Origin of the sequence: Bradyrhizobium sp. BWA-3-5 (genome assembly GCF_032917985.1) — a bacterium.
Lineage (GTDB): Bacteria > Pseudomonadota > Alphaproteobacteria > Rhizobiales > Xanthobacteraceae > Bradyrhizobium.
The window spans coordinates 1,417,672-1,443,953 of sequence record NZ_CP136626.1 but is presented as its reverse complement, the minus strand read 5'-3'; the positions used below and the strand labels follow the sequence as shown (position 1 = coordinate 1,443,953).

At 64.7% G+C, this 26,282-nt stretch carries 25 protein-coding genes; 14 read left to right on the top strand and 11 right to left on the bottom strand.

The genetic code is table 11. From position 1 onward, the window contains the following. Window positions 1-7 precede the first annotated feature (7 nt). A complete protein-coding gene (locus RX331_RS06985; protein ID WP_317255876.1) occupies window positions 8-1,126 on the bottom strand; it encodes a DUF2336 domain-containing protein in 1,119 nt (372 codons plus the stop codon). Window positions 1,127-1,778: 652 nt separating this feature from the next. On the opposite strand from RX331_RS06985, the gene RX331_RS06980 reads away from it, so the two are divergent. Beyond that, window positions 1,779-2,054 carry a hypothetical protein gene (locus RX331_RS06980; RefSeq protein ID WP_317255875.1) on the top strand — a complete coding sequence of 92 codons (276 nt, stop codon included), beginning with the start codon at window positions 1,779-1,781 and terminating at the stop codon, window positions 2,052-2,054. Window positions 2,055-2,154: 100 nt separating this feature from the next. Here the strand turns inward: RX331_RS06980 and RX331_RS06975 are convergent, their stop codons facing one another. After that, window positions 2,155-3,762, bottom strand: coding sequence for a hypothetical protein (locus RX331_RS06975; protein WP_317255874.1), 1,608 nt, complete (start codon window positions 3,760-3,762; stop codon window positions 2,155-2,157). A 37-nt stretch (window positions 3,763-3,799) separates the two neighbouring features. Then, window positions 3,800-5,092 (bottom strand): adenylosuccinate synthase, encoded by a 1,293-nt coding sequence (locus RX331_RS06970; RefSeq protein WP_317255873.1) that lies wholly within the window; start codon window positions 5,090-5,092, stop codon window positions 3,800-3,802. A 457-nt stretch (window positions 5,093-5,549) separates the two neighbouring features. Here RX331_RS06970 and ybaK point away from each other — a divergent pair, with 457 nt between their 5' ends. Beyond that, a complete protein-coding gene (gene ybaK / locus RX331_RS06965) occupies window positions 5,550-6,023 on the top strand; it encodes a Cys-tRNA(Pro) deacylase (RefSeq protein WP_317255872.1) in 474 nt (157 codons plus the stop codon). Window positions 6,024-6,052: 29 nt separating this feature from the next. On the opposite strand, the gene RX331_RS06960 is transcribed toward ybaK, so the two are convergent. After that, on the bottom strand, window positions 6,053-6,244 hold the full coding sequence (locus tag RX331_RS06960) for a hypothetical protein (RefSeq protein WP_317255871.1): 192 nt from the start codon (window positions 6,242-6,244) through the stop codon (window positions 6,053-6,055). Window positions 6,245-6,610: 366 nt separating this feature from the next. On the opposite strand from RX331_RS06960, the gene RX331_RS06955 reads away from it, so the two are divergent. The 3 genes from RX331_RS06955 to RX331_RS06945 all read left to right on the top strand — a co-directional run bounded on the left by RX331_RS06955 (window position 6,611) and on the right by RX331_RS06945 (window position 9,856). Beyond that, a complete protein-coding gene (locus RX331_RS06955; protein WP_317255870.1) occupies window positions 6,611-7,537 on the top strand; it encodes a DMT family transporter in 927 nt (308 codons plus the stop codon). 247 nt (window positions 7,538-7,784) lie between these two features. Continuing rightward, on the top strand, window positions 7,785-8,600 hold the full coding sequence (locus RX331_RS06950) for an MlaD family protein (RefSeq protein WP_317255869.1): 816 nt from the start codon (window positions 7,785-7,787) through the stop codon (window positions 8,598-8,600). Between the two features lie 38 nt (window positions 8,601-8,638). Then, on the top strand, window positions 8,639-9,856 hold the full coding sequence (locus RX331_RS06945; RefSeq protein ID WP_317255868.1) for an alpha-hydroxy acid oxidase: 1,218 nt from the start codon (window positions 8,639-8,641) through the stop codon (window positions 9,854-9,856). A 3-nt stretch (window positions 9,857-9,859) separates the two neighbouring features. Here RX331_RS06945 and RX331_RS06940 read toward each other — a convergent pair whose 3' ends face one another. From RX331_RS06940 to RX331_RS06930, 3 genes are all read right to left on the bottom strand, one after another. Continuing rightward, on the bottom strand, window positions 9,860-10,441 hold the full coding sequence (locus tag RX331_RS06940) for an amino acid synthesis family protein (RefSeq protein ID WP_317255867.1): 582 nt from the start codon (window positions 10,439-10,441) through the stop codon (window positions 9,860-9,862). Further along, window positions 10,438-11,304: a fumarylacetoacetate hydrolase family protein gene (locus RX331_RS06935; RefSeq protein WP_317255866.1), complete on the bottom strand. Its 867-nt coding sequence runs from the start codon at window positions 11,302-11,304 to the stop codon at window positions 10,438-10,440. Before RX331_RS06935 ends, RX331_RS06940 begins: the two co-directional genes overlap by 4 nt. Window positions 11,305-11,462: 158 nt before the next feature. Next, on the bottom strand, window positions 11,463-12,164 hold the full coding sequence (locus tag RX331_RS06930; RefSeq protein ID WP_317255865.1) for a GntR family transcriptional regulator: 702 nt from the start codon (window positions 12,162-12,164) through the stop codon (window positions 11,463-11,465). Between the two features lie 112 nt (window positions 12,165-12,276). Here RX331_RS06930 and RX331_RS06925 point away from each other — a divergent pair, with 112 nt between their 5' ends. The 3 genes from RX331_RS06925 (at window position 12,277) to RX331_RS06915 (ending at window position 15,311) form a co-directional block, all read left to right on the top strand. Further along, window positions 12,277-13,272 (top strand): zinc-dependent alcohol dehydrogenase family protein, encoded by a 996-nt coding sequence (locus RX331_RS06925; RefSeq protein WP_317255864.1) that lies wholly within the window; start codon window positions 12,277-12,279, stop codon window positions 13,270-13,272. Window positions 13,273-13,325: 53 nt separating this feature from the next. Continuing rightward, on the top strand, window positions 13,326-14,234 hold the full coding sequence (locus RX331_RS06920) for a VOC family protein (protein WP_317255863.1): 909 nt from the start codon (window positions 13,326-13,328) through the stop codon (window positions 14,232-14,234). Between the two features lie 66 nt (window positions 14,235-14,300). Next, a complete protein-coding gene (locus tag RX331_RS06915; protein ID WP_317255862.1) occupies window positions 14,301-15,311 on the top strand; it encodes a tripartite tricarboxylate transporter substrate binding protein in 1,011 nt (336 codons plus the stop codon). A gap of 145 nt (window positions 15,312-15,456) precedes the next feature. Here the strand turns inward: RX331_RS06915 and RX331_RS06910 are convergent, their stop codons facing one another. Then, the gene (locus tag RX331_RS06910) at window positions 15,457-15,858 is read right to left on the bottom strand and encodes a DUF1330 domain-containing protein (RefSeq protein ID WP_317255861.1); all 402 of its coding nucleotides are present in this window, start codon (window positions 15,856-15,858) and stop codon (window positions 15,457-15,459) included. A 284-nt stretch (window positions 15,859-16,142) separates the two neighbouring features. Between RX331_RS06910 and RX331_RS06905 the strand changes: the two genes are divergently transcribed. Further along, window positions 16,143-17,078, top strand: a complete 936-nt coding sequence (locus RX331_RS06905; RefSeq protein ID WP_317255860.1) for a DMT family transporter — start codon at window positions 16,143-16,145, stop codon at window positions 17,076-17,078. A gap of 304 nt (window positions 17,079-17,382) precedes the next feature. Further along, entirely contained in the window at window positions 17,383-18,309 is a 927-nt protein-coding gene (locus RX331_RS06900) for a Bug family tripartite tricarboxylate transporter substrate binding protein (protein ID WP_410708256.1), read from the top strand. Window positions 18,310-18,452: 143 nt separating this feature from the next. On the opposite strand, the gene RX331_RS06895 is transcribed toward RX331_RS06900, so the two are convergent. After that, window positions 18,453-20,138 carry a methyl-accepting chemotaxis protein gene (locus RX331_RS06895; protein ID WP_317255858.1) on the bottom strand — a complete coding sequence of 562 codons (1,686 nt, stop codon included), beginning with the start codon at window positions 20,136-20,138 and terminating at the stop codon, window positions 18,453-18,455. Between the two features lie 241 nt (window positions 20,139-20,379). Here RX331_RS06895 and RX331_RS06890 point away from each other — a divergent pair, with 241 nt between their 5' ends. From RX331_RS06890 to RX331_RS06875, 4 genes are all read left to right on the top strand, one after another. Continuing rightward, window positions 20,380-21,423, top strand: a complete 1,044-nt coding sequence (locus RX331_RS06890) for a C-terminal binding protein (protein WP_317255857.1) — start codon at window positions 20,380-20,382, stop codon at window positions 21,421-21,423. 74 nt (window positions 21,424-21,497) lie between these two features. Further along, window positions 21,498-22,844 carry an ABC transporter substrate-binding protein gene (locus RX331_RS06885; RefSeq protein ID WP_317255856.1) on the top strand — a complete coding sequence of 449 codons (1,347 nt, stop codon included), beginning with the start codon at window positions 21,498-21,500 and terminating at the stop codon, window positions 22,842-22,844. A gap of 177 nt (window positions 22,845-23,021) precedes the next feature. Then, a complete protein-coding gene (locus RX331_RS06880) occupies window positions 23,022-23,978 on the top strand; it encodes a sugar ABC transporter permease (protein WP_317255855.1) in 957 nt (318 codons plus the stop codon). Beyond that, window positions 23,971-24,873 (top strand): carbohydrate ABC transporter permease, encoded by a 903-nt coding sequence (locus tag RX331_RS06875; RefSeq protein ID WP_317255854.1) that lies wholly within the window; start codon window positions 23,971-23,973, stop codon window positions 24,871-24,873. The genes RX331_RS06880 and RX331_RS06875 overlap by 8 nt, the downstream gene beginning before the upstream one ends. Window positions 24,874-25,004: 131 nt before the next feature. Here RX331_RS06875 and RX331_RS06870 read toward each other — a convergent pair whose 3' ends face one another. Next, window positions 25,005-25,862, bottom strand: coding sequence for an energy transducer TonB (locus RX331_RS06870; RefSeq protein WP_317255853.1), 858 nt, complete (start codon window positions 25,860-25,862; stop codon window positions 25,005-25,007). Further along, complete coding sequence (gene exbD, locus RX331_RS06865; protein ID WP_317255852.1) at window positions 25,837-26,280, bottom strand: TonB system transport protein ExbD; 444 nt, start codon at window positions 26,278-26,280, stop codon at window positions 25,837-25,839. The genes RX331_RS06870 and exbD overlap by 26 nt, the downstream gene beginning before the upstream one ends. Window positions 26,281-26,282 lie beyond the last annotated feature (2 nt).

Sequence of the window (26,282 nt, the reverse complement as noted above, 5' to 3'; positions counted from 1 at the left end):
GATTGGCCTATCTCTTTCCGGAAACCGCAACGGCCGGAACGGGCTCGCTCTTCTTTCCGAGAATCCGGTCCGAGCCGAAGCGGATGGTCCATTGCGCAACCGACAGCAGCAGCGATTCATAGATCGCCACGCATTGCTCGAGCTCGCGGTCGGTGGATGGCGGGCAGTTGGGCCGCATGCGGACGATCATCGTGGTTGTCGACCAGCTCAGCCGCGCCGCCTTGCAGGCAACGATCAGGCCATAGACCCGCTCGGGCTCGAGGAACGGCTCGATCGCTTCGACCTTGACGTCGGCCTTCAGGGCAAGGGCGGCGACCACGAGGTCATATTCGCCGCGCACCGCGAACCGGTTCACGGTGGAATCGTTGAGCTTGCCGGTGCGGTTGAGCGCGACGACCTCGTTATACGCCTTGGTGTAGTCGATCGCCTTGCGGGGCGCGGCTGCCGGTGCGGCCGCCGCCGCAGCGCCCGGAGCCTTCTTCCGCGCGACCGGCCGCGAGGCCGTCAGGAAGCGGGCGCGGACCACGTCGGCCACCTTGCCGATCAGCTCGCGCAGCAGGTTGCCGGGAATATCCAGGCGAAGGCCGAGCTTCTCGGCAAGCGCCTCGTCGCGCTCCGCGCGGCCGACCAGCGTCGCGTAACCGCATTCGGAGAAGCGCGCGCCGGCGTTGCGGGCCAGCGCGTTGGAGACGTTAACGTCGCCAAACCGCATCAAGGCGTCGGTCAGCGCCTCGTTCAACGCCTTGCGGTCGGAGATCGCGAGCCGATGCTGCTGGCTGCGGCTGCGGGCGATCTCAAGCAGGTCCTGGTCAGACAGGCAGACGGAGTGCCTGAGCACGGGCCCGGCGACCTGGACGTCGTCGTGAAAGGCAAGGTTGCGGACGGTCTGGCGCGGCGCCTGCTCGATCGTCGCCAACTCTTCGCTGAGCTCGATCAGGCTTTCCGCCGCCACCCGCGCGATCAGCTGGGCGAGGACGCCGTCGACGGCCGCGATCTGGGATTCGCTGAGCCGGTCGAAGTTCGACAGGAACAGGTCCGTCACTTCGCCGAAAACCTGGGCGTCGTGCTCCGGCCCGCCCTTCTCGGCGCCGTTCAGCTCCTCGCGCAGGCTCGTTGCGGCAGCCATGGCTATGCCGCCTCCGGCCGGATCGTTCCGGCGCGCCGCATCACCGCCCTCGCCACCGTGCGGATGGCCGGCATGTCAGGGGATCCATCGGCATCAACGCGCATTCGAGTGCCATTCGACGGGCCGGTTTCGGCAAGCCTTTTACTTCCACGAAAGCAATGAGGCGGGTGCGAGCAACAGCCGCTGATCGTACCCAGCCTTCCCTAACGGGTGGTTGTTCCGGACCCCGGATTTTCCGCATTTTTACTGAGTTTTGCGGCGCCGCACGGCGTGCCAGGCGGCTCGCCCGAACCGGATGCCTCCTCCGATTAGGCGACCCGGCGTTGCGCCGCTTCGGCAGCGGCATCCGCGAATGACATTGCGGCGCGGGAAAGACTCTCGCCGTCCCGCCCGGTGGACTCATATTCGTGGCGCGCTCGCAACAGTCCAGGGAAGTGTTGACGCGAGCATTGCAGCTTCACAGCGTTGGCGCATAATTCACGCGGGGCGGCGCAGCACTTTTGATTCGGACACCGATCGATTCGAGCAACCACACGCGGGTGACATTCCGCGTGAAGGATGACGCGTGCGGCAGCGCAAGCCGCCTGCAGCGCCCCCAATGAAATGAACAGCGGCCCTGGCGCCGCGCGCAACTTTTTGGGGAACCGGTCAAATGTTGTCCTGTCGAACAAGCAAGATCGCAGCTCTCTTCGCCTTCGCCACTGCGGCAATGGCGCTTTCCATAAGCCCGAGCCTCGCCTTCTCGTCGGAGGCACAGCAGATGTGCACCGGCGACGCGATGCGGCTATGCGGCCATGAGGTCCCCAACATCCAGCGAATCACCGCCTGCATGGCCAGGAACCGCGCGCATGTCAGCGCGGGTTGCCGCGCCGTGATGGACCGCGAGCACACTGCCCGGCGGCGCGCCGCAGCAACAGCCGACGAGTAACGCCTTCACGCGATCACGAAACCAGAACGGCTTTGGCGGCGGGATGAGCGCTGCCGGGGCCGCTTTTCTTCCAAGACGCTTCCGGCGTGCTTCGCTTTAGCTATTCGCCCCAGGCCGCAAAGGCGTCGTTGAAGGCGCGCTCGCCCGGCGAGCCCTTTTCGATCGCGATGATGGCGCGGCGCTGGTTGACATAGACCAACGGCACGTCGAACCAGGAGCGCTCCTTCAGGAGCTGCAAATTGCGCGAGCGGTCGGAATCGACGTTGGAGAGGCCGACCAGGAAGAAGCCGTCGGTGACCTTGACGGCAAGGCCGGCCAGCGGCGTGCCGCGCGCCTGCTCGTTCGACTTCATCAGGATGCCCGGCACGTTGCCGACGCCGCCGCCGGTGAAATCCTGCGGCAGGATGAAGGTCAGTTCCGCGGTGTGACTCGCCGGCAGCGAGGAGTCGGTATTGCGGCGGAACGACATCGTCATCTTGAACTTGCGGTCGGGAATCTCGATGTCGGCCCGCACGGCAACGTCAGGCTTCTGGTTGCCGCTCGCCTTGATCGGTTCGGTGCGCCAGATCACCGAGCCGACATACTGCTTGCCCTTGGGATCGGACGGGTCCTCGTCATAGAGCACGACGCGCTGCGCCACCGGCGCGACGTTCTCGCCCGGCGCGGGCTGGCCGACACGATCGGGAATCTTCGGGCGCGACTGCGGCGCGGCCGGATCCTTCGGCGCTTCCGCCACTTGCGACGATTTGAACAGGCCGCTGAAGGCAGACACCACCGACTTGCCCCACAGGATGCCGGCGCCGACCAGGATCAGCACGATGCCGACGGCGATCGCGCTCTTGAACGGAAACACGGCGCCGGTGCGCGCGCGCTTCTTCGGCGGCTCGCGATCGCGATCCTGCGAGAGCCGCGGGCGGTCGCGCAGCGGCGGTGGCGGATAGCGGTCGGCCTCCGCCAACTGCTCGTCGTACGAATACGGCGCCTCTGGATCGGCGCCGCGGTTCTCCATGCTCGGCTCGAGCCGGTCGAACTCCGGCGAGGGCGACGGCACGTTGGCATAGGTCTTTCGCGCGGCGCGATTGGCCTGCGCGGCGGCGCGGCCGAGATCGTCGGCGTCGGCGGCGATGTCGCGGAAGCCGCGCATGCCCGGCGGCTGCGGCGGCGTCGGTGGACCGCCATTGGTGTCCGGACCGCGGCGGGGACCGGCCCCGCGCGGCGGCGGTGGCGGCAGGCCGGCATCCTGCATCGGAATCGGCGGCGCCTGCGGGCGCGGCGCTCCGTTGGGCGGCGCATCGGGACGCAGATTGCGCGGCGGACGCGGCTCCTCCTGGCCAAGCGGTGGACGGCCCTCGCGCGCAGGACCCTGCGGCGGACGCGGGCGCGGAGCGCCCGGCGGTGGCGGCGCGGCCCCGTCCTCCGGCGGACGGGCGTTGGCGCGGCGGAAATTGTCACCCGACCGGGGGGCACCGCCCGGACGCGAGGCTTCGCGGGCGCGCTGGGCTGCTTCCGATTCGACCTTGCGCACGGCTTCTTCCAGCGACAGCCGCTCGCGGGTGATCTCCGATTCGGAGAGCGGCGGTTGAACGCTGCGCAACTGCGCGATCAGCGCGGTGCGGGCCCGCTCATAGAGCGCGCGGCGGCTCTCGCCTGGAGCATTGGGATCCAGGCCGGCAATAGCGCGTGCGATCAGCGGGTAATAATCAGCCATTTCTCATCAATACTGCTGGAGCGGCCGCAACATCCCGTTAAGCCTCGAACGGGTTCTGCACCAGGATAGTATCCTCGCGTTCGGGGCTGGTGGAAAGCAATGCAATGGGGCAACCCACGAGTTCCTCGACCCGGCGCACATATTTAATGGCCTGGGCCGGCAGATCCGCCCAAGAGCGGGCATTGGCGGTCGGCTCCTTCCAGCCTTCGATCGTCTCATAGATCGGCACCACCCGGGCCTGGGCGCCCTCGCCCGCCGGCAGATGGTCGATCTCCTTGCCGTCGAGCATATAGCCGGTGCAGACCTCGATGGTGTCGAAGCCATCGAGAATGTCGAGCTTGGTCAGCGCCAGGCCGTTGATGCCGCAGGTGCGGACCGTCTGCCGCACCAGCACCGCATCGAACCAGCCGCAGCGGCGCTTGCGGCCGGTGTTGACGCCGAACTCCTTGCCGCGGCGACCGATCTCCTCGCCGATCTCATCGTTGAGCTCGGTCGGGAACGGGCCTTGGCCGACGCGGGTCGTGTAGGCCTTGCAGATGCCGAGCACATACCCGACGGCGCTGGGGCCGAGGCCGGAACCGGTAGCCGCCTGCGCCGCCACCGTGTTGGATGAGGTGACGTAGGGATAGGTGCCGTGGTCGACGTCGAGCAGCGCGCCCTGCGCGCCTTCGAACAGCATCCGCTTGCCCTCGCGCCGCTTGGCGTCGAGCAGCCGCCACACCGTCTCCGCATAGGGCAGTAGCTTTGGCGCCAGCGCGGTGAGTTCGTTCAGGATTTCCTTGCCGTCGATCTCTTCCAGATTGAGGCCACGGCGCAGCGCGTTGTGATGCGCCAGCAGGCGGTCGATCTTGTGCGGCAGGGTGTCGAGGTCGGCGAGGTCCATCAAACGGATGGCGCGGCGGCCGGCCTTATCCTCATAGGCCGGGCCGATGCCGCGGCGCGTGGTGCCGATCGCGGTGACAGCATTCGAGGATTCCCGCAGCGCGTCGAGATCGCGGTGCAGCGGCAGGATCAGCGTCACATTCTCGGCGATGCGCAAATTGTCCGGGCCGACGGCGACGCCCTGCCCCTTCAGCCGCGCGACCTCGTCGAGGAAGGCCTGGGGATCGAACACGACACCATTGCCGATCACGGCCAGCTTGGACGGCCGCAGCACGCCGGAGGGCAGCAGCGCCAGCTTGTAGGTCTCACCATTGATGACGAGCGTATGGCCGGCATTATGGCCGCCCTGGAAGCGCACGACGATATCGGCCTGCTCCGACAACCAGTCGACGATCTTGCCCTTCCCTTCGTCGCCCCACTGGGCGCCGACGACGACAACATTGGCCATATCTATGGTTTTCCCTGCAAATCTCTTGGTTCCAGCATGACTTCACCGGAAAACCGGCACTCCAACTGTCCGGACCATGCTTCTGTCTCGCCCAGCCAAAATCACGGCCGGGGCCGTTCGATGCAGGGCGCCCCACCGGATAAAGGAAGCAGGTGATCTAGGCAAGCAAGAAGGCGGCTTTATGGGGGCCTTAGAACCGCTCCAACCCATTGATATACCCATAATATTTGAGAGCTCCCAGAGCACTTGGGATGACAGAATATTAATATGACGGGGTGGTTTGCGTGCCCCGGACGCAGCGCACCGCTCTTGCGGTGCGCTGCTGAGCCGAGACCTATCGCGCCGACACGCGATGATGGGTCCCGGCTCTGCGGAGCAGCGTTGCCGGACGATGCTACGCATCGCCTAGGCTGCGCCCCGTCCGGGATAAGAGAGCAGGAGCAATGACGGAAAGGCCATGTCGAAAACCACCCGTGCGACCCAGGCGCTGGAAAGACTGGGTGTGAAATTCACCGTGCATGCCTACAACTACGATCCGGATGCGAGCAGCATCGGGCTGCAGGCGGCACAGGCGCTCGACGTGCCGCCACAGCGCGTGCTCAAGACGCTGATGGCCGAGGCCGACGGCAAGCCGGTCTGCGCCATGGTGCCGTCGGATTGCGAGGTCAGCATGAAAAAGCTCGCCGCCGCGTTCGGCGCCAAGACGGCAAAGATGATGCGGCCGGCCGACGCCGAACGGCTGACCGGCTACCATGTCGGCGGCATCTCGCCGTTCGGGCAGAAGAAGCGCGTGCCGGTCGCGATCGAGGAAGCCGCGCTCGGTCATGCCAGCGTGTTCCTCAACGGCGGCCAGCGCGGCCTGCAGGTCGAGCTCGATCCGAACGACGCATTGAAAGCCGCGGGCGCGATCGCGCGGTCGCTCGTCGCATGAACGGCTGAGACAAGCCTCCTCTTTGAGCCCTATTTGGTAAGTTTCGGTTGCGTCTGCGCCCATAGCATCGCCTCGATGATCGCCTCGCGCAGTTTCGGGCGCTGCTCCTCATCACACTCGATGAATGCCAGAATCGAGTTCGCTCGAATGGCAAACTGGTGACGCGTTTCGGCTTCGGCTTCTTCGGCCGGTGTCGGCTTTTTCAAGGGAATGCCCATCATCTGTAGAATTCGACCTCACGGATCAGGGGTAAGCCGCGCCAAGGCGATCGCCCTCAATCCCTGGTCCCGACGATCGAACGAACTTTCGCTAATCAAATAGTCCGGAAATAATCGCATGTGACCCCTCAAAATCAAACAAAGGTTGGGTCGCATGAATCAATCGTCTTTTGATTGCATACCCGCCGACCTCTTGGCAACCCCAAATACCGTGCAGAAACAAATGGAGCTGCCTGCATGGTCGGGATGCATCCGGCACCATTGATGCGCGGGGCAAATCCGTGTCTGTGACAAGGGCCGGGCCACATTTCCGGCCCGGCGATGCCCGCCGGGCGGGCCGCGGTGTCATGAACCGGGCCTTGTTCTCGAATGTCGGCTTCCGAACAGATTTCATCCGCAGCATCCGGGAACTGGCTCGCCAACCAGCCCTATCTGCTGCTCAGCATCACTGCGCTGTGCTGGGCCGGCAACGCGATCGTCGGGCGGCTCGCCGCAGGCCATATCCCGCCGGTGACGCTGTCGTTCCTGCGGTGGTCGCTCGCCTTCCTGGTCATCCTGCCGTTTGCCTTGAAGCACCTCAGGCGCGACTGGGAGGCGATCCGGGGCCGGCTCGGCATCATGGTCGTGCTCTCCATCACGGGCATCGGCGCCTTCAACACGCTGCAATATTGGGCGCTCGAACATACCCAGGCGCTGAACACGCTGCTGTTGCAGTCGGCCGGCCCGCTGGTGGTCGCGGTGTGGTCGCTGCTGCTACTCGGCGTGCGGCTGACGCTGGCGCAGGCCGCGGGCATTCTATTGTCGATGGCCGGCGTCGTGATCATCCTGATGCATGGCGACCTTACCAAGCTTTCCAATATCGAGTTCAACCGCGGCGACCTGATCTTCCTCGTGGCGCTCGTGATCTTCGGGCTCTATTCGGTGCTGTCGCTGAAGCGGCCGGCGATCCATGCGCTGTCGTTCGTCGCCTTCACCTTCGGCGCGGGCGCGGCCTGCCTGATCCCGCTGCTGATCTGGGAATTTTTCGCGCGGCCGCTGATGCAGATCAATGCGGCGAACCTGCTCTCCCTCGCCTATGTCGCGCTGTTTCCCTCGACGCTCGCCTATCTCTGCTTCAACCGCGGCGTCCAGCTGATCGGCGCCAACCGCGCCGCGCCGTTCTTCCACGTGGTGCCGGTGTTCGGAACCATCATGTCCATCGTCTTCCTCGGCGAGCATCCGCAGGTGTTTCACTTCATCGGATTTGCGCTGGTGCTGACCGGGGTGTTCGTAGCGTCGCGGAAGCCGGCGGCCTGACGTTTTGATTTTCTCCCTGCCGCGGGCGAGGTAGCGTTCCCTCTCCCCGCCCTTCGCGGGGGAGAGGGTTAGGGTGAGGGGCTCTCTCCACGAGCCGCAAACTATGTGAGACCTGTACCCCCTCACCCGAAATTCGCGCTCCTCGCAAATTTCGACCTCTCTCCGCAAGCGGGGAGAGGTTGAGGACCGCACGCGGTGACTCGGCTCGGCAAATCCGCTATTTCTTGAGCCCGGTTCGGAAAGTTCGATGAAGGTTCGCGCCAGCAATCTGATGATCGGCACTTTGACCCTGGCCCTGATCGCCGGGTCGCTCGGGGCGTGGCTGAGCTACCAGAAGCTCGCCGGGATCAAGCAGAAGGTGCCGTTCCGCGTGGTCTTCGAAGGTTCGGCATCGGGCCTGCGCAAGGGCGGCAGCGTGAATTTCGCCGGCATCCGGGTCGGCGAGGTGGTGTCGCTGAAGCTCGACCATCCGCGCCGCGTGGTCGCGCTCACGATGATCGACGGCAGCACGCCGGTCAGAAGCGACACCCAGGTCGGCCTCGAGTTCCAGGGCCTCACCGGCATCGCCGCGATCTCCTTCACCGGCGGCTCGGACGAGGCGCCGCCGCCGCCCAAGGGCGCCGACGGCATTCCCGAACTGACCGCCGACCGCGAGGGCACGCTCAACACCCAGGAGAAGATCCGCGCCGCGCTGCGCAACGTCGACCGCGTGATCGCCGACAATGAAGTCGGGATCAAGGATACGCTGCGGAATTTCGAGAGCTTCACCGCCTCGCTGTCGGACAATGGCGAGAAGATCTCCTCCGTCATCGCAACAGCCGAATCCGGCGTTGCCGCCGTCGACGGCGCGATGGACAAGACCAAGGATTTTCTCGGTCGTCTCGCCAGCGACAAATATGGCGGCGAATTGCTGCCGACCGTGATCTCGATGCGCGAACTGATCGAAAGCTTCGACAAGAAATCCGGACAGGTGCTCGCCGACGCGCGAAAGATGCTCGGCGAGGTCTCTGCCGCCATCAACAAGTCTGGCCCCGCACCTGCCGCCCCGCCCCGCCGCCGCTGAGCTCTGCCGCATAACAATCAACAAGATGGAACGCCGACGTGCTCGACAAATCCGCCAGCCTGACTGCGCCGCCCGCGACCGTGACCCGGCCCGAAAGCGCGGTGCCGCGGCATTTGCAAAAATATCTCGCGCTCGACGATTTCGAGGCGACGGCGCGGCGGCGGATTCCAAAATTCCTCTACGGCTATATTTCCGGCGGCGCCGAGACCGACGCTGCGCTGCGCGACAACCGCAACGCCTTTGATGAATACGGCTTCGTGCCGCGCGTGCTCAACGACGTCTCCGGCCGCGACCAGACGACGACCTTGTTCGGCAAGGCCTATGCCGCCCCGTTCGGCATTCCGCCGATGGGCTCGTCCGCGCTCGCGGCCTATCGCGGCGACATCGTGCTGACGCAGGCCGCGAAAGCCGAGGACGTGCCGATGATTCTGAGCGCCTCCTCGCTGATCACGCTGGAGGACGTGGGCGCCGCCAACCACGCCGCGTGGTATCAGGCCTATCTCGCCGGGCTCCCTGAAAGGATCGAGCCGCTGATCGATCGCGTGGCCGCGGCCGGCTACGACACCTTCGTCGTCACCGCCGACGTGCCGGTGCCGCCGAACCGCGAGAACAACATCCGCAACGGCTTTCAGGTGCCGCTCGCGATCACCCCGCGCGTGTTCTGGGACACGGTGACCCATCCGCACTGGCTGTTCGGCACCTGGGCACGCACCATCATGAATCATGGCATGCCGCATTTCGAGAACATGGATGCGCAGCGCGGCCCGCCGGTGCTGGCGAAGAACCTGATGCGCAACATCGGCGCCCGCGACCAGCTCGCCTGGAAGCATGTCGAAATGATCCGCAAGCGATGGAAGGGCAAGCTCGTGGTCAAGGGCCTGGTCTCGCCGGCGGATGCACGCATCGCGCGTGAGAGCGGCGTCGACGGCGTCATGCTGTCCAACCATGGCGGCCGCCAGCTCGACTTCACGATGTCAGGCCTGCGCACGCTGCCAGAGATCGCCGCCGAGGCCAAGGGCATGACGGTCATGGTCGATGGCGGCATCCGCCGCGGCACCGATGTGATCAAGGCGCTGGCGTTAGGTGCGCATTTCGTCTGGATCGGCCGCCCGTTCCTCTATGCCGCGATCGCCGGCGGCCAGGCCGGCGTGCAGCGCGCGATCTCGCTCTTGAAAGCCGAGATCGACCGCGACCTCGCGCTGCTCGGCATCCGCAAGCTCAGCGAGATCACGCCGGACCTGGTGCGGAAGTTCTAAATGCTACCGCTGCCCGTCGTGGACCGAGATCTGGTCTACCGAGAGGCCGCCGATGCGCGCGTGCGTCCGCCCGCCGGTGGCCATGACGAGGCCGAACACGATCTCGTCGCGCCGCGGCGCGTCCCAGATCGTCATCTCGGCGGTGCCGAAATGGCTGCGCACGTAAGCCGCCTCGATGTGGCCGAGCGGGACCATGATCCGCGTGCCGATCGCGCCGACGGTCTTGGCCGCCGGCACGATCGCCTTGGCCTGCGAGATCACCTCGCGGATCGCCGCTCCGCCCGCTTCGTGCCAGACCGCGCCATGCTCCAGCTCGCCGTCGCCACCGACGATCGCGCCCTTGCCATAGGCTTCGACGACGTCCGTGCCGCCCAGCCGCTCGGAAAGCGTCCGCGCCAGTTGCCGGCCAAGATCGCGCAAGGCTGCCTGAAATCCCATCAGGTCAGGCTCGAAGCGGCCGGCATAGGGATTGTTGATGACAGCGAGCGAGGTGCCGACCAGTAGCGGCTGCGCGCGGCGCGGCCCGCGCTCGTGCCAGACTTCTTCTATGGAGAGCTGCGTCTTCCTGATGTCGTAGACCGTCACTGTGCAGCCTCGTCGATCACAGGGTTACGCAGCACGCCGATTTTCTCCACCTCGACCTCGACGACATCGCCCGGCACCAGAAACATCGGCGGCTTGCGGGTGAAGCCGACGCCGGCCGGCGTGCCGGTCGCGATGACGTCGCCCGGCACAAGATCGAAGATCTCGGAGGCGTAGTTGATCAGCCGCGGGATCGAGAAGATCAGGAACGAGGTGTCCGACTTCTGGACGACGTTGCCGTTGACGCGGGTCTCGAGCTTCAGCTTGGTCGGATCAGGCAATTCATCCGTCGTCACCATCCAGGGGCCAAACGGCCCGGTGCCGACGAAATTCTTGCCGGCCGCAATCTGCTGCGCGTGCCGCTGATAGTCGCGCACGCTGACATCGTTGTAGATCGAATAGCCGGCGACATGGTTCATGGCGTCGGCCTCGGGGATATGGCGGCCGCCCTTGCCGATGATGACGGCAAGCTCGCCCTCCCAATCCAGATGCGTCGACACTTTGGGACGGACCACCGGCGCGTCATGGCCGACCTGGGAGCGCCAGACCCGCAGGAAGATCGGCGGAAACGCCGTGATCTCGCGCTGCATGCCGAAGGCAACCGCCTCATTGTGATGGTCGAGATAGTTGCGCACGGCGCACACGATTTTTTCCGGGCGCGGGATCACCGGAAGGTATTTGACGTCGGCGAGTTTCAGGTCCGGCGCGTGGCCGGCGACGATGCTGTCACGCTTCTCGAAATCGGGGCTGGCGATGAAGTCCTGCAACGTGGCGTGCGGCAGTTTGCTGCCGAGATCGACGACGCCGTCGCCGAGCGCCACGCCCCAAGTCTCCTTGCCCTTGTGCAGAAATGAGAGCAGCCGCATGCGACTTGTATCCTTCTCGGTGGTAAGGGGCTGAGGGATTGAATTTCGTCAAAACTGACTATTTTCGAAAATCGTGCCGGACGCAACAAGAATCTGCCGCTCACAGGCGTATCGGTCCAGTTTTGCGAGAAAGTACCGGCGCGCGCCGCCGCCGGCGATCAGGTCGCGCTGATCACGCCGGCGGCGTATTTGGCGACATTGTCGGACGTGGTCTGGATATGGCTGGCGATCAGATCGCAGGCCTGATCGGCATTGCGGCCGATCGCGGCCTGCATCAGCGCGCGGTGTTCGCCGGCCTTGTCGCGGGGCCGCGGCCGGTACATGGCCGACAGGTTGCGATAGCGCTCGGCACGGTCGAACAGCGAGTTGCGCACAGCGAGCAGCGTCGGCGATCCCGAGGCGGAGACCAGGGCTTCATGGAACTGGCGGTGCGCCGTCTTCCATTCGACGTTGGCCGCATAGTCTTCCGGCGCCCGCTCCTCGATCTTGGCGAGGCGGTGGAGTGACGAAATGACCCTGATTTCCCAGTCGTCATCGCCCTTTTCGATCGAGCGGCGCATCAGGTCGACCTCGATCAGGATGCGGGCATGGGTCAGGTCGTGCAGATCTTCCAGTGTCACCGGCGCGACCTTGTAGCCGCGCTGCTCCTCGGCGACGACCAGCCCCTCTGCCACCAGCAGCGTCAGCGCTTCGCGAAGCGTCGTGAAGCTGGCGCCGAACGCCAGCCGCAGCGCGTCGAACTTCAGCGACTCGTTCGGCTTGAGCTGGCAGGTGACGATCTCGTTACGCAGCCGGTGGGCGATGTCGGAGGCCAGCGTCTTGCCGAATTCCTTGCGCGCCTTGAGGGCTGTCGTTGTCATTGATTCTTCTCGCGATCCGGAGCCGCGATCCTACCCAAAAAGAATCCCGTTGCAATAATTTTCGCAATAGGCGATATTTTCGAAAATAATACGATTTGGGGAGACCGGCCGCATGAAGGCTGTACTGGTGCATCGTCCTGGGGGGCCGGAGGCGCTCGACTATGCCGAGGTGCCGATGCCCGATCTGGGCGCGCGGGACGTTATGATCCGGGCGCAAGCCTTCGGCGTCGGCCAACCGGACAGGCTGATCCGCAGCGGCATCTATAAATGGATGCCGCCGCTGCCGGCCAACCCCGGGAACGATGTCGCCGGCATCCTCGAGGCTGTCGGTGCGGAGGTGAGCGGGCTGGCCGTGGGCCAGCGGGTGTTGCTGAGCGCGCGCGACCTGGCCCAGCGCGGCGGCTGCTACGCCGAATATGTCGCCGCGCCCGCCGACGCCGTGCACCTGCTGCCCGACAACGTCGCGTTCGAGGACGCGGTTTGCCTACCGAACTACCAGGTCGCCTGGGCGCTGCTGCACCGATGCGGCGCAAGCACGCTGCCGCACTCCGCCCTCATCGTTGGCGCCGCCGGCGGCGTCGGAACCTCGCTGGTGCAACTGGCAAAACTCGCCGGCATGAAGGCGATCGGGACGGTCTCGACGCACGAGAAGGCTACCTTCGCCAAGAACATGGGTGCCGACGAGATCATCTTCTATCGCGACGAGGACGTGGTCGTCCGCACAAGGGCGCTGACCGGCGGGCGCGGCGTCAGTCTCGTGCTCGACCACGTCTGCGGCGCGGAATTCTATTCCTATCTCGGCGCGCTCGATAAATGGGGCACGCTCGTCTCCTACAACGCGTTCGCCGGCCTGCCGACGGAAAACGCGATGGGCGAGATGCGGAAATATCTCGATATCTGCCCCGCGATCCGCTGCTTTTCCTTTCACATCTACGATCACGACCGCGAAGGCCGGCGCGAGATCATGCGGACGGTGATCGGCCATCTCGCCGACGGCGCCATCCGCCCCTCGATCTTCAGGCGCTTCAAGCTCTCGGAGGTGCGCGCCGCGCATGAACTGCTCGATTCCGGCGCGGCGTTCGGCAAGATCGTGATGACCCCGGGTTGAGCGGCGCGTGATGCCTTCGACCCGGCCGATACACGAATTCACGAGGTCATGAGATGATCAAGGTCAAGCGGCTGCGACACGCCACCTTCACCACGGCTGACATCGAGGCGAAGCTCGACTATTACCAGTCCATCATCGGGCTCGGAATCATCGCACGCGATGGCGGCCGCATCCTGCTTGGCACCGAATCCGACGAGCTGACGCTGGTGCTCGAACGCGGCACCGCCTCGCTACTGACCTCGATCGCCTATGAGGTGGCGCCTGGCCTCGAGCCGGGCGATTTGCAGAAATCGCTGACGGGCCACGGCATCAAATCGGAGATCAGGAGCGACACCGCGCCCGGCATCGCGAAATCGCTGCTGTTCGACGATGCGGACGGGCACCGGATCGAGCTGTTCTCCCGATGGGAGTTTTGCAAGGCCGTCGAGCCGATCCGCGGCCTGGCGGTGGCAAAGCTCGGCCACGTCGCGCTGCATTCGCCCGATCCGGAGCGAACCGCAAAGTTCTTCGGCGACGTGCTTGGCTTCCGCGTCTCCGACCGCATTGAGGAAAATTTCGTCTTCATGCGCTGCGGGCCCGAGCACCACGCGATGAATTTTGCCCGCGGCAGCGACGGCCGCCTGCACCATATCGCGTTCGAGCTGCGCGACGCCTCGCACATGCACCAGGCCTGCGATCTCCTGGGCCGCAACCGCGTTCAGATTCTCTGGGGCCCGGTTCGCCATGGGCCCGGCCACAACGTGGCGGTCTATCACTACGATCCGGATCGCCATCTGGTCGAACTCTATTACAGCATGGACGTGATGCTCGACGAGGAGCTCGGCTATTTCGAGCCGCGCCCCTGGCACCGCGACCGGCCGCAGCGGCCGAAGACCTGGGTCGGCCTGCCGCGCGACATCTGGGGCGTCGGCCCGGCTAAGGAAGCCAGCGAATTTTCTCCGGCGATGCGCGGCGTGGAGTAACCACGCCGCGTCATCGGAAGGCGGAGCTGACGTTCAAGAAAAGTAAAACATTTAGGGATGAAACAGATGGTTCGATTGTTGAACGTCCTGCGCGGACGATGGCTCGCCATGCGTTGCTGTATCGCTGTTGCAGCGCTCAGCCTGACCTGCCTGATGCCCTCCGTTGCGGATGCGCAAACCTATCCCAACCGCCCGATCCGGCTGCTGCACGGTTTTGCGGCCGGCGGCGCCGCCGACACCATGGCGCGCATCGTCTCGGAGGGGCTGTCCAAGCGGCTCGGGCAGCCAGTGATCGTGGAGGCCAAGCCGGGCGCCGGCGGCAACCTTGCCGCGGACGCCGTCGCCAAATCCGCGCCGGATGGTTATACGATCGGGCTCGTGACGGGCGCGCACGCGATCTCGGGCGCGCTCTACAAGCAGCTCGCCTATAGCCCGACCGACAGCTTCGATATGCTCTCGACGATGGTCTATTACGCGCTGGTGGTCGCGGTGCGCGCCGACCATCAGGCGAAGACGCTGGCGGAGCTGATTGCGATGGCCAAGGCCAAGCCTGACGCGCTGAGCTACGGCTCGGTCGGTTTCGGCAGCACGCATCACCTCGCTGGCGAGCTCTTGAACATCACCGCCGGCACCAGGATGGTGCACGTCCCCTATCGCGGCGACTCGCTGACCGTGACTTCCCTGCTCGCCGGAGACGTTCCCGTGATCGTCGGAACGACCGTGTTGCTCGCCAGCCAGATCGAAGGCGGCACCATCCGCGGTCTCGCCGTCACCTCGCCCACGCGCACGAAACTGCTGCCCAACGTGCCTACGGTGCAGGAGGCCGGCATCGCCGATTTCGACGTCCGAACCTGGGCAGGGCTGGTGGCGCCGAAGGGCACGCCGCCCGAGATCCTCGCGCGGCTGCAGACGGAGATCCTGTCGATGCTGGCTGATCCCGCGGTAAGGACCGCGCTGGAAACGGCGACCGGCGGCGAGGTGCGTGGCAGCACGCCGGAGGAGATGCGGGCGCTGGTCAGCTCCGAGATCGGCAAATGGACGAAGGTGATCAATGACGCGGGGATACCGCGGATTTGAGGAGCAGCTCGCGCCGCGTCATTGCGAGGAGCTCGCGACAAACTTGCAAGGCAATTTTGCGCTGAAGCGACGAAGCAATCCATTTCTCCGCTCGGCATGCTTGGAGAGATGGATTGCTTCGCTTCGCTCGCAATGACGGCCGCTGTCACCCCACCTTGAACTTGCTGTAGGCCTCCCTCGTCGCGATGATGACGTGCTCGGCGCAGCCATTGGTACGGTGCGGGTCGCAGCGCTGCTCGTAATCTTCCGACGTCATCATGTCGATGAACGCGGCCACCGTCGGATAGTACACCAGCGCCAGATAGTCCCACTGGTTGCCGTCCTGCTCTCCGAGCGCAACCGTCTTCGCATCGCCGGTCCACAGCAACGTGCCGCCGCGGGCCTTGATCATCGGCACGGTGAGCGCGCTGTAGCGCAAGTATGCGTCCCGGCCCGAGCCGTCGCCATCGAGCGAGCGCTCGCGGAACCGCATCAGGTTCAGCATCACCACCGGCGCCTGCGGGTCCAGTTCGGCAAGGCCCCTGACATTCAACAACTCCACGCCCATGATCGGCTCCTGCAGCATTCGGCGAGATCGGAATGTTTGTTCATCATCCATCCGCACAAAAACTGTCATCACCCGCCTTGTGCGCAATTGCGCACTGGAGCGGGTGATCCAGTATTCCAGAGACGTTCGCGGTCAATCGAGAAGCCGCGGCGTACTGGATACCCCGCTTCCGCGGGGTATGACAGCGTGGGGTGATGGCGCCAGGGAATGCACAGGGCATTGTAGCATTGCGCACGCGGGACTTGTCGCGTGGTGGAAAATCCGGCCCTATTCCGCTCCGCGACATGACCAAGCCCACACCAGCGCCACCTGCCTTCCAACCGGTCCGGTGGCTGACCAACCAGCCTTATCTCTTGCTGAGCCTGACCTCGCTGTTCTGGGCCGGCAACATCGTGCTGGCACGCCATGTCGCCGGCCATGTGCCGCCGCTGACGTTGTCCTGCGTACGCTGGATCGGCACCTTCCTGATCCTGCTGCCATTCGCCTGGCCGCATCTCAAGAAGGACTGGCCGGTACTGCGCGCCCATTTGCCGATGATGCTGTTTCTGTCGTTCGTCGGCTTCGCCTATAACAATGCGATCTCCTACTGGGCTTTGCAATATACCGAGGCGCTGAACGCCCTTCTGATCCAGTCGGCAGGGCCGCTGTTCGTCGCGCTGTGGTCGCTGGCGCTGTTCGGGGTGCGCCTGACCGGCGCGCAGCTTGCCGGCATCACCATCTCGCTTCTCGGCGTGCTCACCATCATCCTGCGCGGCGATTTCAGCGCGCTGGCGAGCATCAGCTTCAACCGCGGCGACCTGATGTTTGCGAGCTCGCTGGTGTCGTTCGGACTCTATTCTGCGCTGATCCCGCGCCGGCCGGTAACGCACGCGCTGTCGCTGATCTCGTTCACCACCTGCTGCGGGGCGCTGATGCTGGTGCCGTTCTCGATCTGGGAATATTCGACCGGCGCCACGCTGAAATTCGACCTGATCTCGATGGCAACGCTCGGCTATGCCGTCATCTTCCCCTCGACGCTGGCCTACCTGTTCTTCAACCGCGGGCTGGCGCTGATCGGGCCCAATCGCGCTGCGCCGTTCTTCCATCTGGTGCCGGTATTCGGCTCGGCGATGGCGATCCTGTTGCTTGGCGAGCAGTTGCGGTTATTCCATCTGATGGGCTATGCGCTGGTGCTGGCCGGCGTCGTGATCGCCTCGCGGCGAGCTTCGTCGAAGACGTGAACTGTCGTGTCCCGGACGCGGTGCAGCGCGACTTCGCGCTCCTCCGCAGAGCCGGGACCCAGCGAATGGGCCCCGGTTCAGCAGCGCACCGCTTCGCGATGCGCTGCGCCCGGGGCACGAGTGGGCGTTAGCGCCGCTGCGCCCAGGGCACGCGTCCAGCATGCGGCGTGGTGTCCTGCGGGCTTCCACTTTCTCCGGCGCCGGGCTAGCTTGCCGGCCAATTCAACATAAGAACAAACGAGGAAACGACTACATGTTTGCGTTATTGAAGCGGTCCCGGCATGTCGCCACAGCGGCCTCCCTGATGCTGGCGATGATCGCCACCGCCGCCGCGCAGGCGCCCTATCCGAGCCGCAACATCACGCTGGTGCTGCCCTTCGCGGCCGGCAGCGGCACCGACACCACCACGCGCATCATCTCGAAGGAGCTCGGCATTGCGCTCGGCTCCGGCATGGTGATCGAGAACAAGGCCGGCGCCAACGGCTCGATCGCGGCGAACTTTGTCGCGCGTTCCGCGCCCGACGGCTACACGCTGTTCGTGACCACCAACACGTCGCATTCGGCCAATCCGTATCTGCTCAAGAATATGACCTACGATCCGGTGAAGGATTTCACGCCGATCGCGCGGACCGGCGATCTGCCCTTCATGCTGGTGATCCACCCGGACATTCCGGCCAACTCGGTGGCCGAGCTGATCGCGCTCGCCAAGAAGGAGCCGGGCAAATACTCCTATGCCAGCGGCTCTTCGGCGGCGATCGTCGCGGGCGCGACCTTCGCGCGGCTTGCCGGCATCGATCTCCTGCACGTTCCCTACAAGAGCTCGCCGCCGGCGCTGACCGACCTGATCGCCGGCCGCGTCTCCATGATGTTCATCGACGTGCCGACCGGCCTGCCGCACGTCAACGCCAAGGCGCTGAAAGCGCTGGCGGTGACGACCAAGAAGCGCTCGGCGCTGCTGCCGGAGCTTCCGACCATGGACGACACGGTAAAGGGTTTTGATATCACCTCGTGGCAGGGCTATTTCGGCCCGGCGAATATGCCCAAGGATATCGTCACCAAGCTCAACGCGGAAATCCGCAAGGTGGTCGAGCGGCCCGACATCAAGAGCCAGCTCGCCGAACGCGGCATGGAAGCGTTCTCCGGCACGCCGGAAGAGTTCGACGCCTTCGTGAAGGAACAGCTCAAGGTGTGGGAAAAGCTGATCACGGAAGCGGGGATCGAGAAGCAGTAGGGCAGGCTTACTACTGTGCTTCCGCTTGCGAGGTCGTCATCGTCCGCGAAGGCGGACGATCCAGTACGCCGTGCTGTCTGCAATTCATCATTGACGTCACGGCGTACTGGATGCCCCGCCTTCGCGGGGCATGACAGCTGCGGCTAAGCCACTCGTACCTTCCCTAAAAACTCATCCACGGCGCTGCGCAGCATGCCGGATTGCGTGTCGAGCTCGCGGGCGCTGGCCAAGACGTCGGTGGCCGCCTTGCCGGTGGCCTCGGCCGCGGTGGTGACACCGCCGATATGGGCGGAGATCTCGTTCGATCCGGCCGCCACCGACTGGATGTTGCGGGCGATCTCGCGCGTCGCGCCGCCTTGCTGTTCGACGGCGCTCGAGATCGAGACCGTGATCTCGCTCATCTGCGCGATGGTCTGGGTGATGCCGCCGATCGAGGCCACTGCCTCGCTAGTGGACGACTGCATCGCAGCGACCTGCGCGGAGATTTCCTCGGTCGCCTTCGCGGTCTGGTTGGCGAGTGCCTTCACTTCGGAGGCGACGACCGCAAAGCCGCGGCCGGAATCGCCGGCGCGCGCCGCCTCGATGGTGGCGTTGAGCGCCAGCAGGTTGGTTTGCGCCGCGATCGAATGGATCAGCTTGACCACTTCGCCGATCTTCTCGGCGCCGGTCGAGAGCGCGCCGACGGTGGCGTTGGTGCGCTCGGCATCGCTGACCGCCTTGGCGGCGATCTCGCTGGAGCGCGCCACCTGGCGGGAAATTTCCGTCACCGAGCTCGACAGCTCTTCCGCGGCCGAGGCCACCGTGCCGACATTGTCGGATGACCGCTGCGAGGCCGCACCGACGGTGGCCGCCCGCGCGCTGGCGTCGCTGGCGGTCGAGGTCATCGACTGCGCGGTAGTCTGCATGCCCGCGGCCGCGGTCGAAACCGAGCGGACGATGCCGGTGACGCTGCGCTCGAAATCGCTGGCGATGCTTGCCATCGCCGCCCGCCGTTCGGCCTCGGCGCGCGCCTGCACCTCGGCTTCCTTCTGTTCGAGCCCGCGCATGCGCACTGCATTGTCCTTGAAGATCTGGACAGTGGCGGCCATCGCGCCGATCTCGTCGCCGCGGCCGATGCCGGGAATTTCGCCGTCGAGCCGGCCCTCGGCGAGGTCCTGCATGCGGGCGCCGAGCTGGCCGAGCGGCTTGGAAATGCTGCGGCCGATCATCCAAGCGATGCTGCCTGAAATCAGCGCGATGCCGAGAATGGCGAGCCCGAGCACCCAGGCGATCGGCCTCATCTTGGTGTCGAGATCGTCGAGATAGGCGCCGGTGCCGACGAACATGTTCCAGCCGGGCACCGCGACCGCGTAGGAAATCTTGCGGCTCAGTTCCTCCTTGCCGGGTTTCTTGAATTCGTACGTCAGGGTCACCTCCCCTTTCGCCGCGACGCCGTCGCGGAGCTCGCGCGCGAGCTTTCTGCCGTTGGTCTCGACATCGAGGCGGTTCTGACCGATCTGCTTGGGATCTGAGTTCAGGACTGTGATTCCATCCATCATATAGGCGAACACGTAGCCGGAGCCGTTGTCGAAAGTCAGCGTATTGCCTCGCTTGCTGAATTCGGCAATTGCCGCTTCCTTGGTCAGCTGGCCCGCCTCAACCTGCTTCTGCAGCCCGAGCGCCATGTTGCGCGCCATGTCGACGATCGCCCTGGTCTGATCAATCCGCGCGTTCAGCATCTCCCGCTGCATCAAATAACCCGCAAGCACGCCGGCGGCGCAGAGGCCGAGCAGGGTCACGCCCACCAGAATGCCGAGCTTGGGGGTGATCTTGAGGTTGGTGAGCTTCACGGGGATCTCCGGAAAATGGACGCGTGGCACGCGAATTGGCCGATTGATTTGCGGCACATTATCGTGAGACCCTTTAGCGCTTTGTTACGACGGCCGGCGGAAGACGGCGCTTTACGTTCGGGAAGCAACCGGCGATTGTAGCCGGATCGCGTCAGGTCGCGTAAAAGGTGAAGTTGCGTAAGAAAGTGGCGGCGCCCGCCGCCTGAAATCAACACCGAAGATCAAATCGGGAGAGCAGGAAATGCCGAAATTCAGGGTGGTCACGCCGAAGGGCGCGAGCTTCACGGTCGCCGGCGGCGGCTATGACTTCGAGAAGGAGGCGCTCGATCCGATCGGCGCCGAAATCATCGAAGCGCCGGCCAACGAGGCCGAATTCATCGCCGCCGCGAAAAACGCCGACGCGATCTACGCCAAGGGCATGCCGATCACGAAAGCGATCATCGATAGCTTGCAAAACTGCAAGGTGATCACGCTCGGCAGCGTCGGCGTCGACAGTGTCGATGTCAAGGCCGCCACCGCCCGCGGCATTCCCGTCACCAACATCCCCGACACCTTCATCGAGGAAGTCGCCGATCACGCCATGATGCTGCTGCTGGCGGGCTTCCGGCGCCTCGTCGAGCAGGACAAGATGGTGCGCACCGGGCGCTGGTCGGAAGGCCGCCCCGCGCTGTTGAAGATCCCTCGACTGATGGGCCAGACGCTCGGCTTCATCTCGTTCGGGCGCGTCGCCCGCGCGGTCGCCAAGCGCGCCGCCCCGTTCGGGCTACGCATGATGGCCTATGACCCCTTCATCCAGGAAACGCTGATGTACGACCACGGCGTCATTCCGGCGACGCTGAACGAGGTGCTGCAGCAGTCGGATTTCGTCTCGATGCACGCGCCGGCGCGGCCCGAGGTGCATCACATGCTCACCGAGAAGCATTTCCGTCAGATGAAAAATTCCGCCGTCTTCATCAATACCGGCCGCGGCGCCACCGTCGACGAGGAATCGCTGATCAAGGCGCTGCAGGAGGGCTGGATCGCCCATGCCGCGCTCGACGTACTGGAAAAGGAACCGCCATCCCACAACAATCCGCTGCTCTCCATGGAAAACGTCACGCTGACCGCCCATGTGGCGTCGGCCTCGGCACGTTTTGACGAGGCGCGCAAGCGCCGCGTGGGCTACGAATTGTCACTGGTCCTGCAGGGGATGTGGCCGGTAAGCTGCGTCAACCCGTCGGTGCTGCAAACGACTTCGCTCCGCCGCTGGCAACCTGTCAGCATGGACCGCGGTCCGAACAGTTAATACCGCCGAAGCGTTTTCGAACGACAGGGTTCACCGGCGATTCAACGCCGGGAACCGATTTAGGGAGTGAAATAATGAAGAACGACATCACCCGTCGTGAGGCGCTGGTATTGGGAGCATCCGCCGCCGCATTGGCTGCGACCGGCGCATCGGCCCAGACCGCGTCCGCCATCAAGGCTGCCGACGTTCCCGCCCCCAAGCTTGAGATCGAGAAGGGCGCGAGTCTTCGCATGCTGCGCCCGGTGCGCTTCGTGCAGGCCGACGAGGACGTGTTCCGCGCCAATGCAAAAGCGTTCAGCGACAAGACCGGCGTCGAGGTCAAGGTCGACTTCGTCGGCTGGGAGGACATCAACCAGCAGACCGCGGTGACCTCGAACTCCGGCGCCGGCCCCGACATCATCATCGGCTTTTCCGACGCCCCGCACATCTATGTCGACAAGCTGATCGAGCTGACAGACGTCGCCGACTATGTCGGCAAGCGCTATGGCGGCTGGCTGCCGCTGGCGCAGAAATACGGCAAGCGCAACAAGAGCGACGCCTGGATCGGACTGCCGTTCGGCGCCTCCGCCGGTCCGCTGATCTACCGCAAATCCGTGCTGCAATCGGTCGGCTACGATAAGGTTCCGGAAGACCACGCCGGGATTCTCGAGCTCTGCCAGAAACTGCACAAGGCCGGAAAGCCGGCCGGCTTCGCACTCGGCAACGCCAGGGGCGACGGCAACGGTTTTGCCAACTGGGCGCTGTGGTCGCACAACGCTTCCCTGCTCGATGAGGAGGGCAACGTCGTCATCAACAGCAAGGAAACTATCGCTGCGCTGAAATGGGTCAAGGAGATCTACCCGACCTTCATCGCCGGCACGCCGTCCTGGAACGACGTCAGCAACAACCGCGCCTATTCCTCGCAGGAAATCTCGCTGACCGCCAACGGCGTCTCGCTGTACTTCTCGCTGAAAAACGATCCGGCGACCCGCGCGATCGCCGAGGACAGCGAGCATCAGCTGCTGCCCAAGGGCCTCGCCAAGGTTTCGCCGATGGCGGGCCTGACGCTGAACGCGATGGTGTTCAAGCACAGTCAGTATCCCAATGCGGCAAAGGCCTTCCTGCAGTTCATGCTGGAAAAGGAACAGTATGAGCCGTGGCTCAACGCCAACTCCGGCTACTGGTCGCAGCCGCTCGCCGCCTATGCCGAAGCCGCCGTCTGGTCCAGCGATCCCAAGGTCAAGATCTTCAAGGATACGATGCTCAGCACCTATTACGACGGCTACAAGGGCCCGATCTCGACCGCCACCGGCGCGGTCAGCGCCGACTACGTGCTGATCCAGATGTGCGCTGCGGTGGCGACCGGTACGCAGACGCCGGAGGCCGCCGCCGCGGAAGCCGAGCAGCGCTGCAAGCGGTATTTCCGGCGGCAGGGACGGTAGAACGTCATTGCCGGCGTTGAATTCCGTTATTCCGGGATGGCGCGCCAGCGCCAGACCTCAGGTGCGCAAGTTGCGCACCGGGAAATCTCAAGATTCTCAGGTGCGCAATCGCACCATAGTTCGATGCTGCGCATCGCCCCAGAATTACGTTGAAAATCAGACCGGGAAAAGGATCTGATGTCTGTAACTACACTACCCGCCCGAGAAATGGCCCTCCGGCAACCCGGCTGGATCGCGCGCCTCTTCGACTACAAGCCATTCCTGATCGTGATGTGCCTGGCGCCCGCGATCGGGCTGCTCACGGTATTCCTCACCTACCCGCTCGGCCTCGGCGTCTGGCTTGCCTTCACCGACACCACGATCGGCCAGCGCGGCATCTACATTGGCCTGGAGAACTTCCAGTACCTGCTCAAGGATCCCTTGTGGTGGAACGCGGTATTCTACAGCATCTTCTACACGGGAATCGCGACAATCGGGAAATTCGCGCTCGGCTTCTGGCTGGCGCTCCTGCTCAACAATCATTTTCCGTTCAAGAGCCTCTTGCGTGCCATCGTGCTGTTGCCGTGGATCGTGCCGACGGTGCTGTCGGCGCTGGCGTTCTGGTGGATCTATGATCCGCAGTTCTCGATCATCTCCTATCTCCTGGTCGACGTGCTGGGCGTGCGTCCCACCAACATCGACTTCCTCGGCACGCCCTGGCCGGCGCGCTTCTCGCTGATCGCCGCCAACATCTGGCGCGGCATTCCCTTTGTCGCGATCTCGCTGCTGGCGGGCCTGCAGACCATCTCGCCCTCGCTCTATGAGGCGGCGATGCTGGACGGCGCCACCGCCTGGCAGCGCTTCCGCTACATCACCTTGCCGATGATGATGCCGATCCTCGCTATCGTCATGACGTTCTCGATCATCTTCACCTTTACCGACTTCCAGCTCGTCTACGCCATCACCCGCGGCGGGCCGGTCAACTCCACGCATTTGCTGGCAACGCTCGCCTTCCAGCGCGGCATCGCCGGCGGCGAGCTCGGCGAAGGCGCGGCGATCGCAGTATCGATGATCCCTTTCCTGGTGTTCGCAACGTTGTTCAGCTACTTCGGCCTTGCGCGCCGCAAATGGCAGCAGGGGGAAGCCAATGACTGACGTCGCCGCCTCACCCGGCAACAGCAATGTTGCCAGCGCCACGCCCGACACCATGTCGTGGGATTCCCGCGCGCGGCGCATGATGATGATCTATTTGCCGCTGTCCTGTTTCGTGCTGATCCTGCTGTTTCCGTTTTACTGGATGGCGATCACCTCGTTCAAACCGAACGCGGAGCTTCTGAACTACAAGGAGCACAACCCGTTCTGGATCACCTCGCCGACACTGGCGCACATCAAGCACCTGCTGTTCAACACGGCCTATCCGACCTGGCTGAAGACCACGATGTTTGTGGCGATCGGATCGACCTTCCTGTCGCTGTTCGCCTCGACGCTCGCGGCCTACGCGATCGAGCGCCTGCGCTTCCGCGGCAGCCCCTATGTCGGGCTCGGCATCTACCTCGCCTATCTGGTGCCGCCGTCGATCCTGTTCATTCCGCTGGCGACCGTAATCGTGCAGTTCGGTCTGTTCGATTCGCCGATGGCGCTGATCCTGGTCTATCCGACCTTCCTGGTACCGTTCTGCACCTGGCTCCTGATCGGCTATTTCAAGTCGATCCCCTATGAGCTGGAGGAATGCGCGCTGGTCGACGGCGCTACAAGGCTGCAGATCCTGCGGCGGATCACGCTGCCGCTCGCCGTGCCCGGCCTGATCTCGGCCGGCATCTTCTCGTTCACCCTGTCATGGAACGAGTTCATCTACGCGCTCGCCTTCATCCAGAGCGGCGCTAACAAGACCGTGCCGGTCGCGATCCTGACCGAACTCGTCACCGGCGACGTCTACCAGTGGGGCGCGCTGATGGCAGGCTCCCTGCTCGGCTCGCTACCGGTCGCGCTGTTCTACTCGCTGTTCGTGGATTACTACGTCTCGTCGCTGACCGGCGCAGTGAAGGAGTAAGAGCACGGGGAGAGGGTCGGGGTGAGGGGCTGTCTCCGCAAATTCGATAGAGGTAAGTGCGCGGAGAGTCCCCCTCACCCGAATTGCTGCGCAATTCGACCTCTCTCCGCAAGCGGAGCAAGGTTGAAGAGCTACCTGATATAAAACGCCACCGGCGCGCTAAATGGCATCGACGACTGCTTCACATCGGCAGGGAAAGCAGGAAACGGCTGGGCACGGCGCACCATCGAGAGCGTCTCGGCGTCCAGCGCGGCATGCCCGGACGAGGCGCCGAGGCTGACCGAGGTCAGGCCGCCGCTCCGGTTCAGCGTAAAGCTCACCCGCGCGGTACCCTGCTGGCCCGCCGCCTTGGCGGTGGGCGGATACTGCTTGAAGCGCTGCAGATGGGCGGCGATCATCTGCCGGTAGGAAGCCAGCGCCGCAGCAGATGCGCCGGCGGCGGACTCGGCCGGGGCCTGGTGCTCGGCCTTTGGCGAGGCCGTCGTGCGCGGCGCAGGCGGCGCGTCGGTCGGCTTCTTCGCCTCCGCACGAACCACCTTCGGCTTCACCGGCGACGGCCTTTTCTCCGGCTCGACCTTGGCCGGCTCCGGCTTCGGCGGCGTCGGCTCGTTCTTCTGCTCCGGCGGCGCGACGACGTCAGGCTTTTCCTGCGGCGGGGTCGGCGCGATCTGTTCCTGCACGACCTCCTGCTGTGCGGTCTCAAGCGGCCGCGAGGCATCGGCCTGCTGCATCACAGGCCCCGGCGCCAGATCCATCTGCGTGGGCTGCGGCGCGGCCGAGACCGGCGCCATATCGACCATGATCGCCGGCATCGAGGCGCCGGGCATCGGCCGCTGCGTCGTCCAGTTGATGGTCAGGGCGATCAGCGCAGCATGCGCAGCGACAATCGCAAGCGCCGACGCACCCCAGCGCCGGACGGCGGCTTGGTCGGGAACGTCGTGGAGCGCGAACGCGTTCATGGTGTCAGCTTCGGCCGTCGAGGCCGACAAGCGCAATCTTCAGGTAGCCGGCGTTACGTAGCAAGTTCATTACCTCCATGAGATCGCCATAGCTCACCGCCTTGTCGGCGCGCAGAAAGATGCGCTCCTCCTTCTTGCCACGCGTGGCGGCATCGAGGGTCGTGGTCAGCGCGTCGCGCGCGATCACATCGTCGCCGACCGCGACCGACAGATCCGGCTTTACCGTGACGAATACCGGCTGGTCCGGCCGTGGTGACGGCTCGACCGCGCTCGCCGGCAGATCGACGCCGAGATCGACGGTGGCGAGCGGGGCGGCGACCATGAAGATGATCAGGAGCACCAGCATCACGTCGATGAACGGCGTGACATTGATCTCATGCGCCTCGACAAGGTCGTCGCCGCCGCTGCGCGATCGTCCGCCGATCGATTGCCCGAGCTTCACGCCCATGG

What these genes read in the sequence shown, in the direction of transcription:
- RX331_RS06985 (WP_317255876.1), bottom strand. Translation starts at nt 1,126, where the DNA reads ATGGCTGCCGCAACGAGCCTGCGCGAGGAGCTGAACGGCGCCGAGAAG.
- ybaK (WP_317255872.1), top strand. Translation starts at nt 5,550, where the DNA reads ATGTCGAAAACCACCCGTGCGACCCAGGCGCTGGAAAGACTGGGTGTG.
- RX331_RS06980 (WP_317255875.1), top strand. Translation starts at nt 1,779, where the DNA reads ATGTTGTCCTGTCGAACAAGCAAGATCGCAGCTCTCTTCGCCTTCGCC.
- RX331_RS06915 (WP_317255862.1), top strand. Translation starts at nt 14,301, where the DNA reads ATGGTTCGATTGTTGAACGTCCTGCGCGGACGATGGCTCGCCATGCGT.
- RX331_RS06960 (WP_317255871.1), bottom strand. Translation starts at nt 6,244, where the DNA reads ATGATGGGCATTCCCTTGAAAAAGCCGACACCGGCCGAAGAAGCCGAA.
- RX331_RS06935 (WP_317255866.1), bottom strand. Translation starts at nt 11,304, where the DNA reads ATGCGGCTGCTCTCATTTCTGCACAAGGGCAAGGAGACTTGGGGCGTG.
- RX331_RS06975 (WP_317255874.1), bottom strand. Translation starts at nt 3,762, where the DNA reads ATGGCTGATTATTACCCGCTGATCGCACGCGCTATTGCCGGCCTGGAT.
- RX331_RS06905 (WP_317255860.1), top strand. Translation starts at nt 16,143, where the DNA reads ATGACCAAGCCCACACCAGCGCCACCTGCCTTCCAACCGGTCCGGTGG.
- RX331_RS06930 (WP_317255865.1), bottom strand. Translation starts at nt 12,164, where the DNA reads ATGACAACGACAGCCCTCAAGGCGCGCAAGGAATTCGGCAAGACGCTG.
- RX331_RS06925 (WP_317255864.1), top strand. Translation starts at nt 12,277, where the DNA reads ATGAAGGCTGTACTGGTGCATCGTCCTGGGGGGCCGGAGGCGCTCGAC.
- exbD (WP_317255852.1), bottom strand. Translation starts at nt 26,280, where the DNA reads ATGGGCGTGAAGCTCGGGCAATCGATCGGCGGACGATCGCGCAGCGGC.
- RX331_RS06890 (WP_317255857.1), top strand. Translation starts at nt 20,380, where the DNA reads ATGCCGAAATTCAGGGTGGTCACGCCGAAGGGCGCGAGCTTCACGGTC.
- RX331_RS06910 (WP_317255861.1), bottom strand. Translation starts at nt 15,858, where the DNA reads ATGGGCGTGGAGTTGTTGAATGTCAGGGGCCTTGCCGAACTGGACCCG.
- RX331_RS06950 (WP_317255869.1), top strand. Translation starts at nt 7,785, where the DNA reads ATGAAGGTTCGCGCCAGCAATCTGATGATCGGCACTTTGACCCTGGCC.
- RX331_RS06920 (WP_317255863.1), top strand. Translation starts at nt 13,326, where the DNA reads ATGATCAAGGTCAAGCGGCTGCGACACGCCACCTTCACCACGGCTGAC.
- RX331_RS06955 (WP_317255870.1), top strand. Translation starts at nt 6,611, where the DNA reads ATGTCGGCTTCCGAACAGATTTCATCCGCAGCATCCGGGAACTGGCTC.
- RX331_RS06970 (WP_317255873.1), bottom strand. Translation starts at nt 5,092, where the DNA reads ATGGCCAATGTTGTCGTCGTCGGCGCCCAGTGGGGCGACGAAGGGAAG.
- RX331_RS06880 (WP_317255855.1), top strand. Translation starts at nt 23,022, where the DNA reads ATGTCTGTAACTACACTACCCGCCCGAGAAATGGCCCTCCGGCAACCC.
- RX331_RS06900 (WP_410708256.1), top strand. Translation starts at nt 17,383, where the DNA reads ATGCTGGCGATGATCGCCACCGCCGCCGCGCAGGCGCCCTATCCGAGC.
- RX331_RS06885 (WP_317255856.1), top strand. Translation starts at nt 21,498, where the DNA reads ATGAAGAACGACATCACCCGTCGTGAGGCGCTGGTATTGGGAGCATCC.
- RX331_RS06875 (WP_317255854.1), top strand. Translation starts at nt 23,971, where the DNA reads ATGACTGACGTCGCCGCCTCACCCGGCAACAGCAATGTTGCCAGCGCC.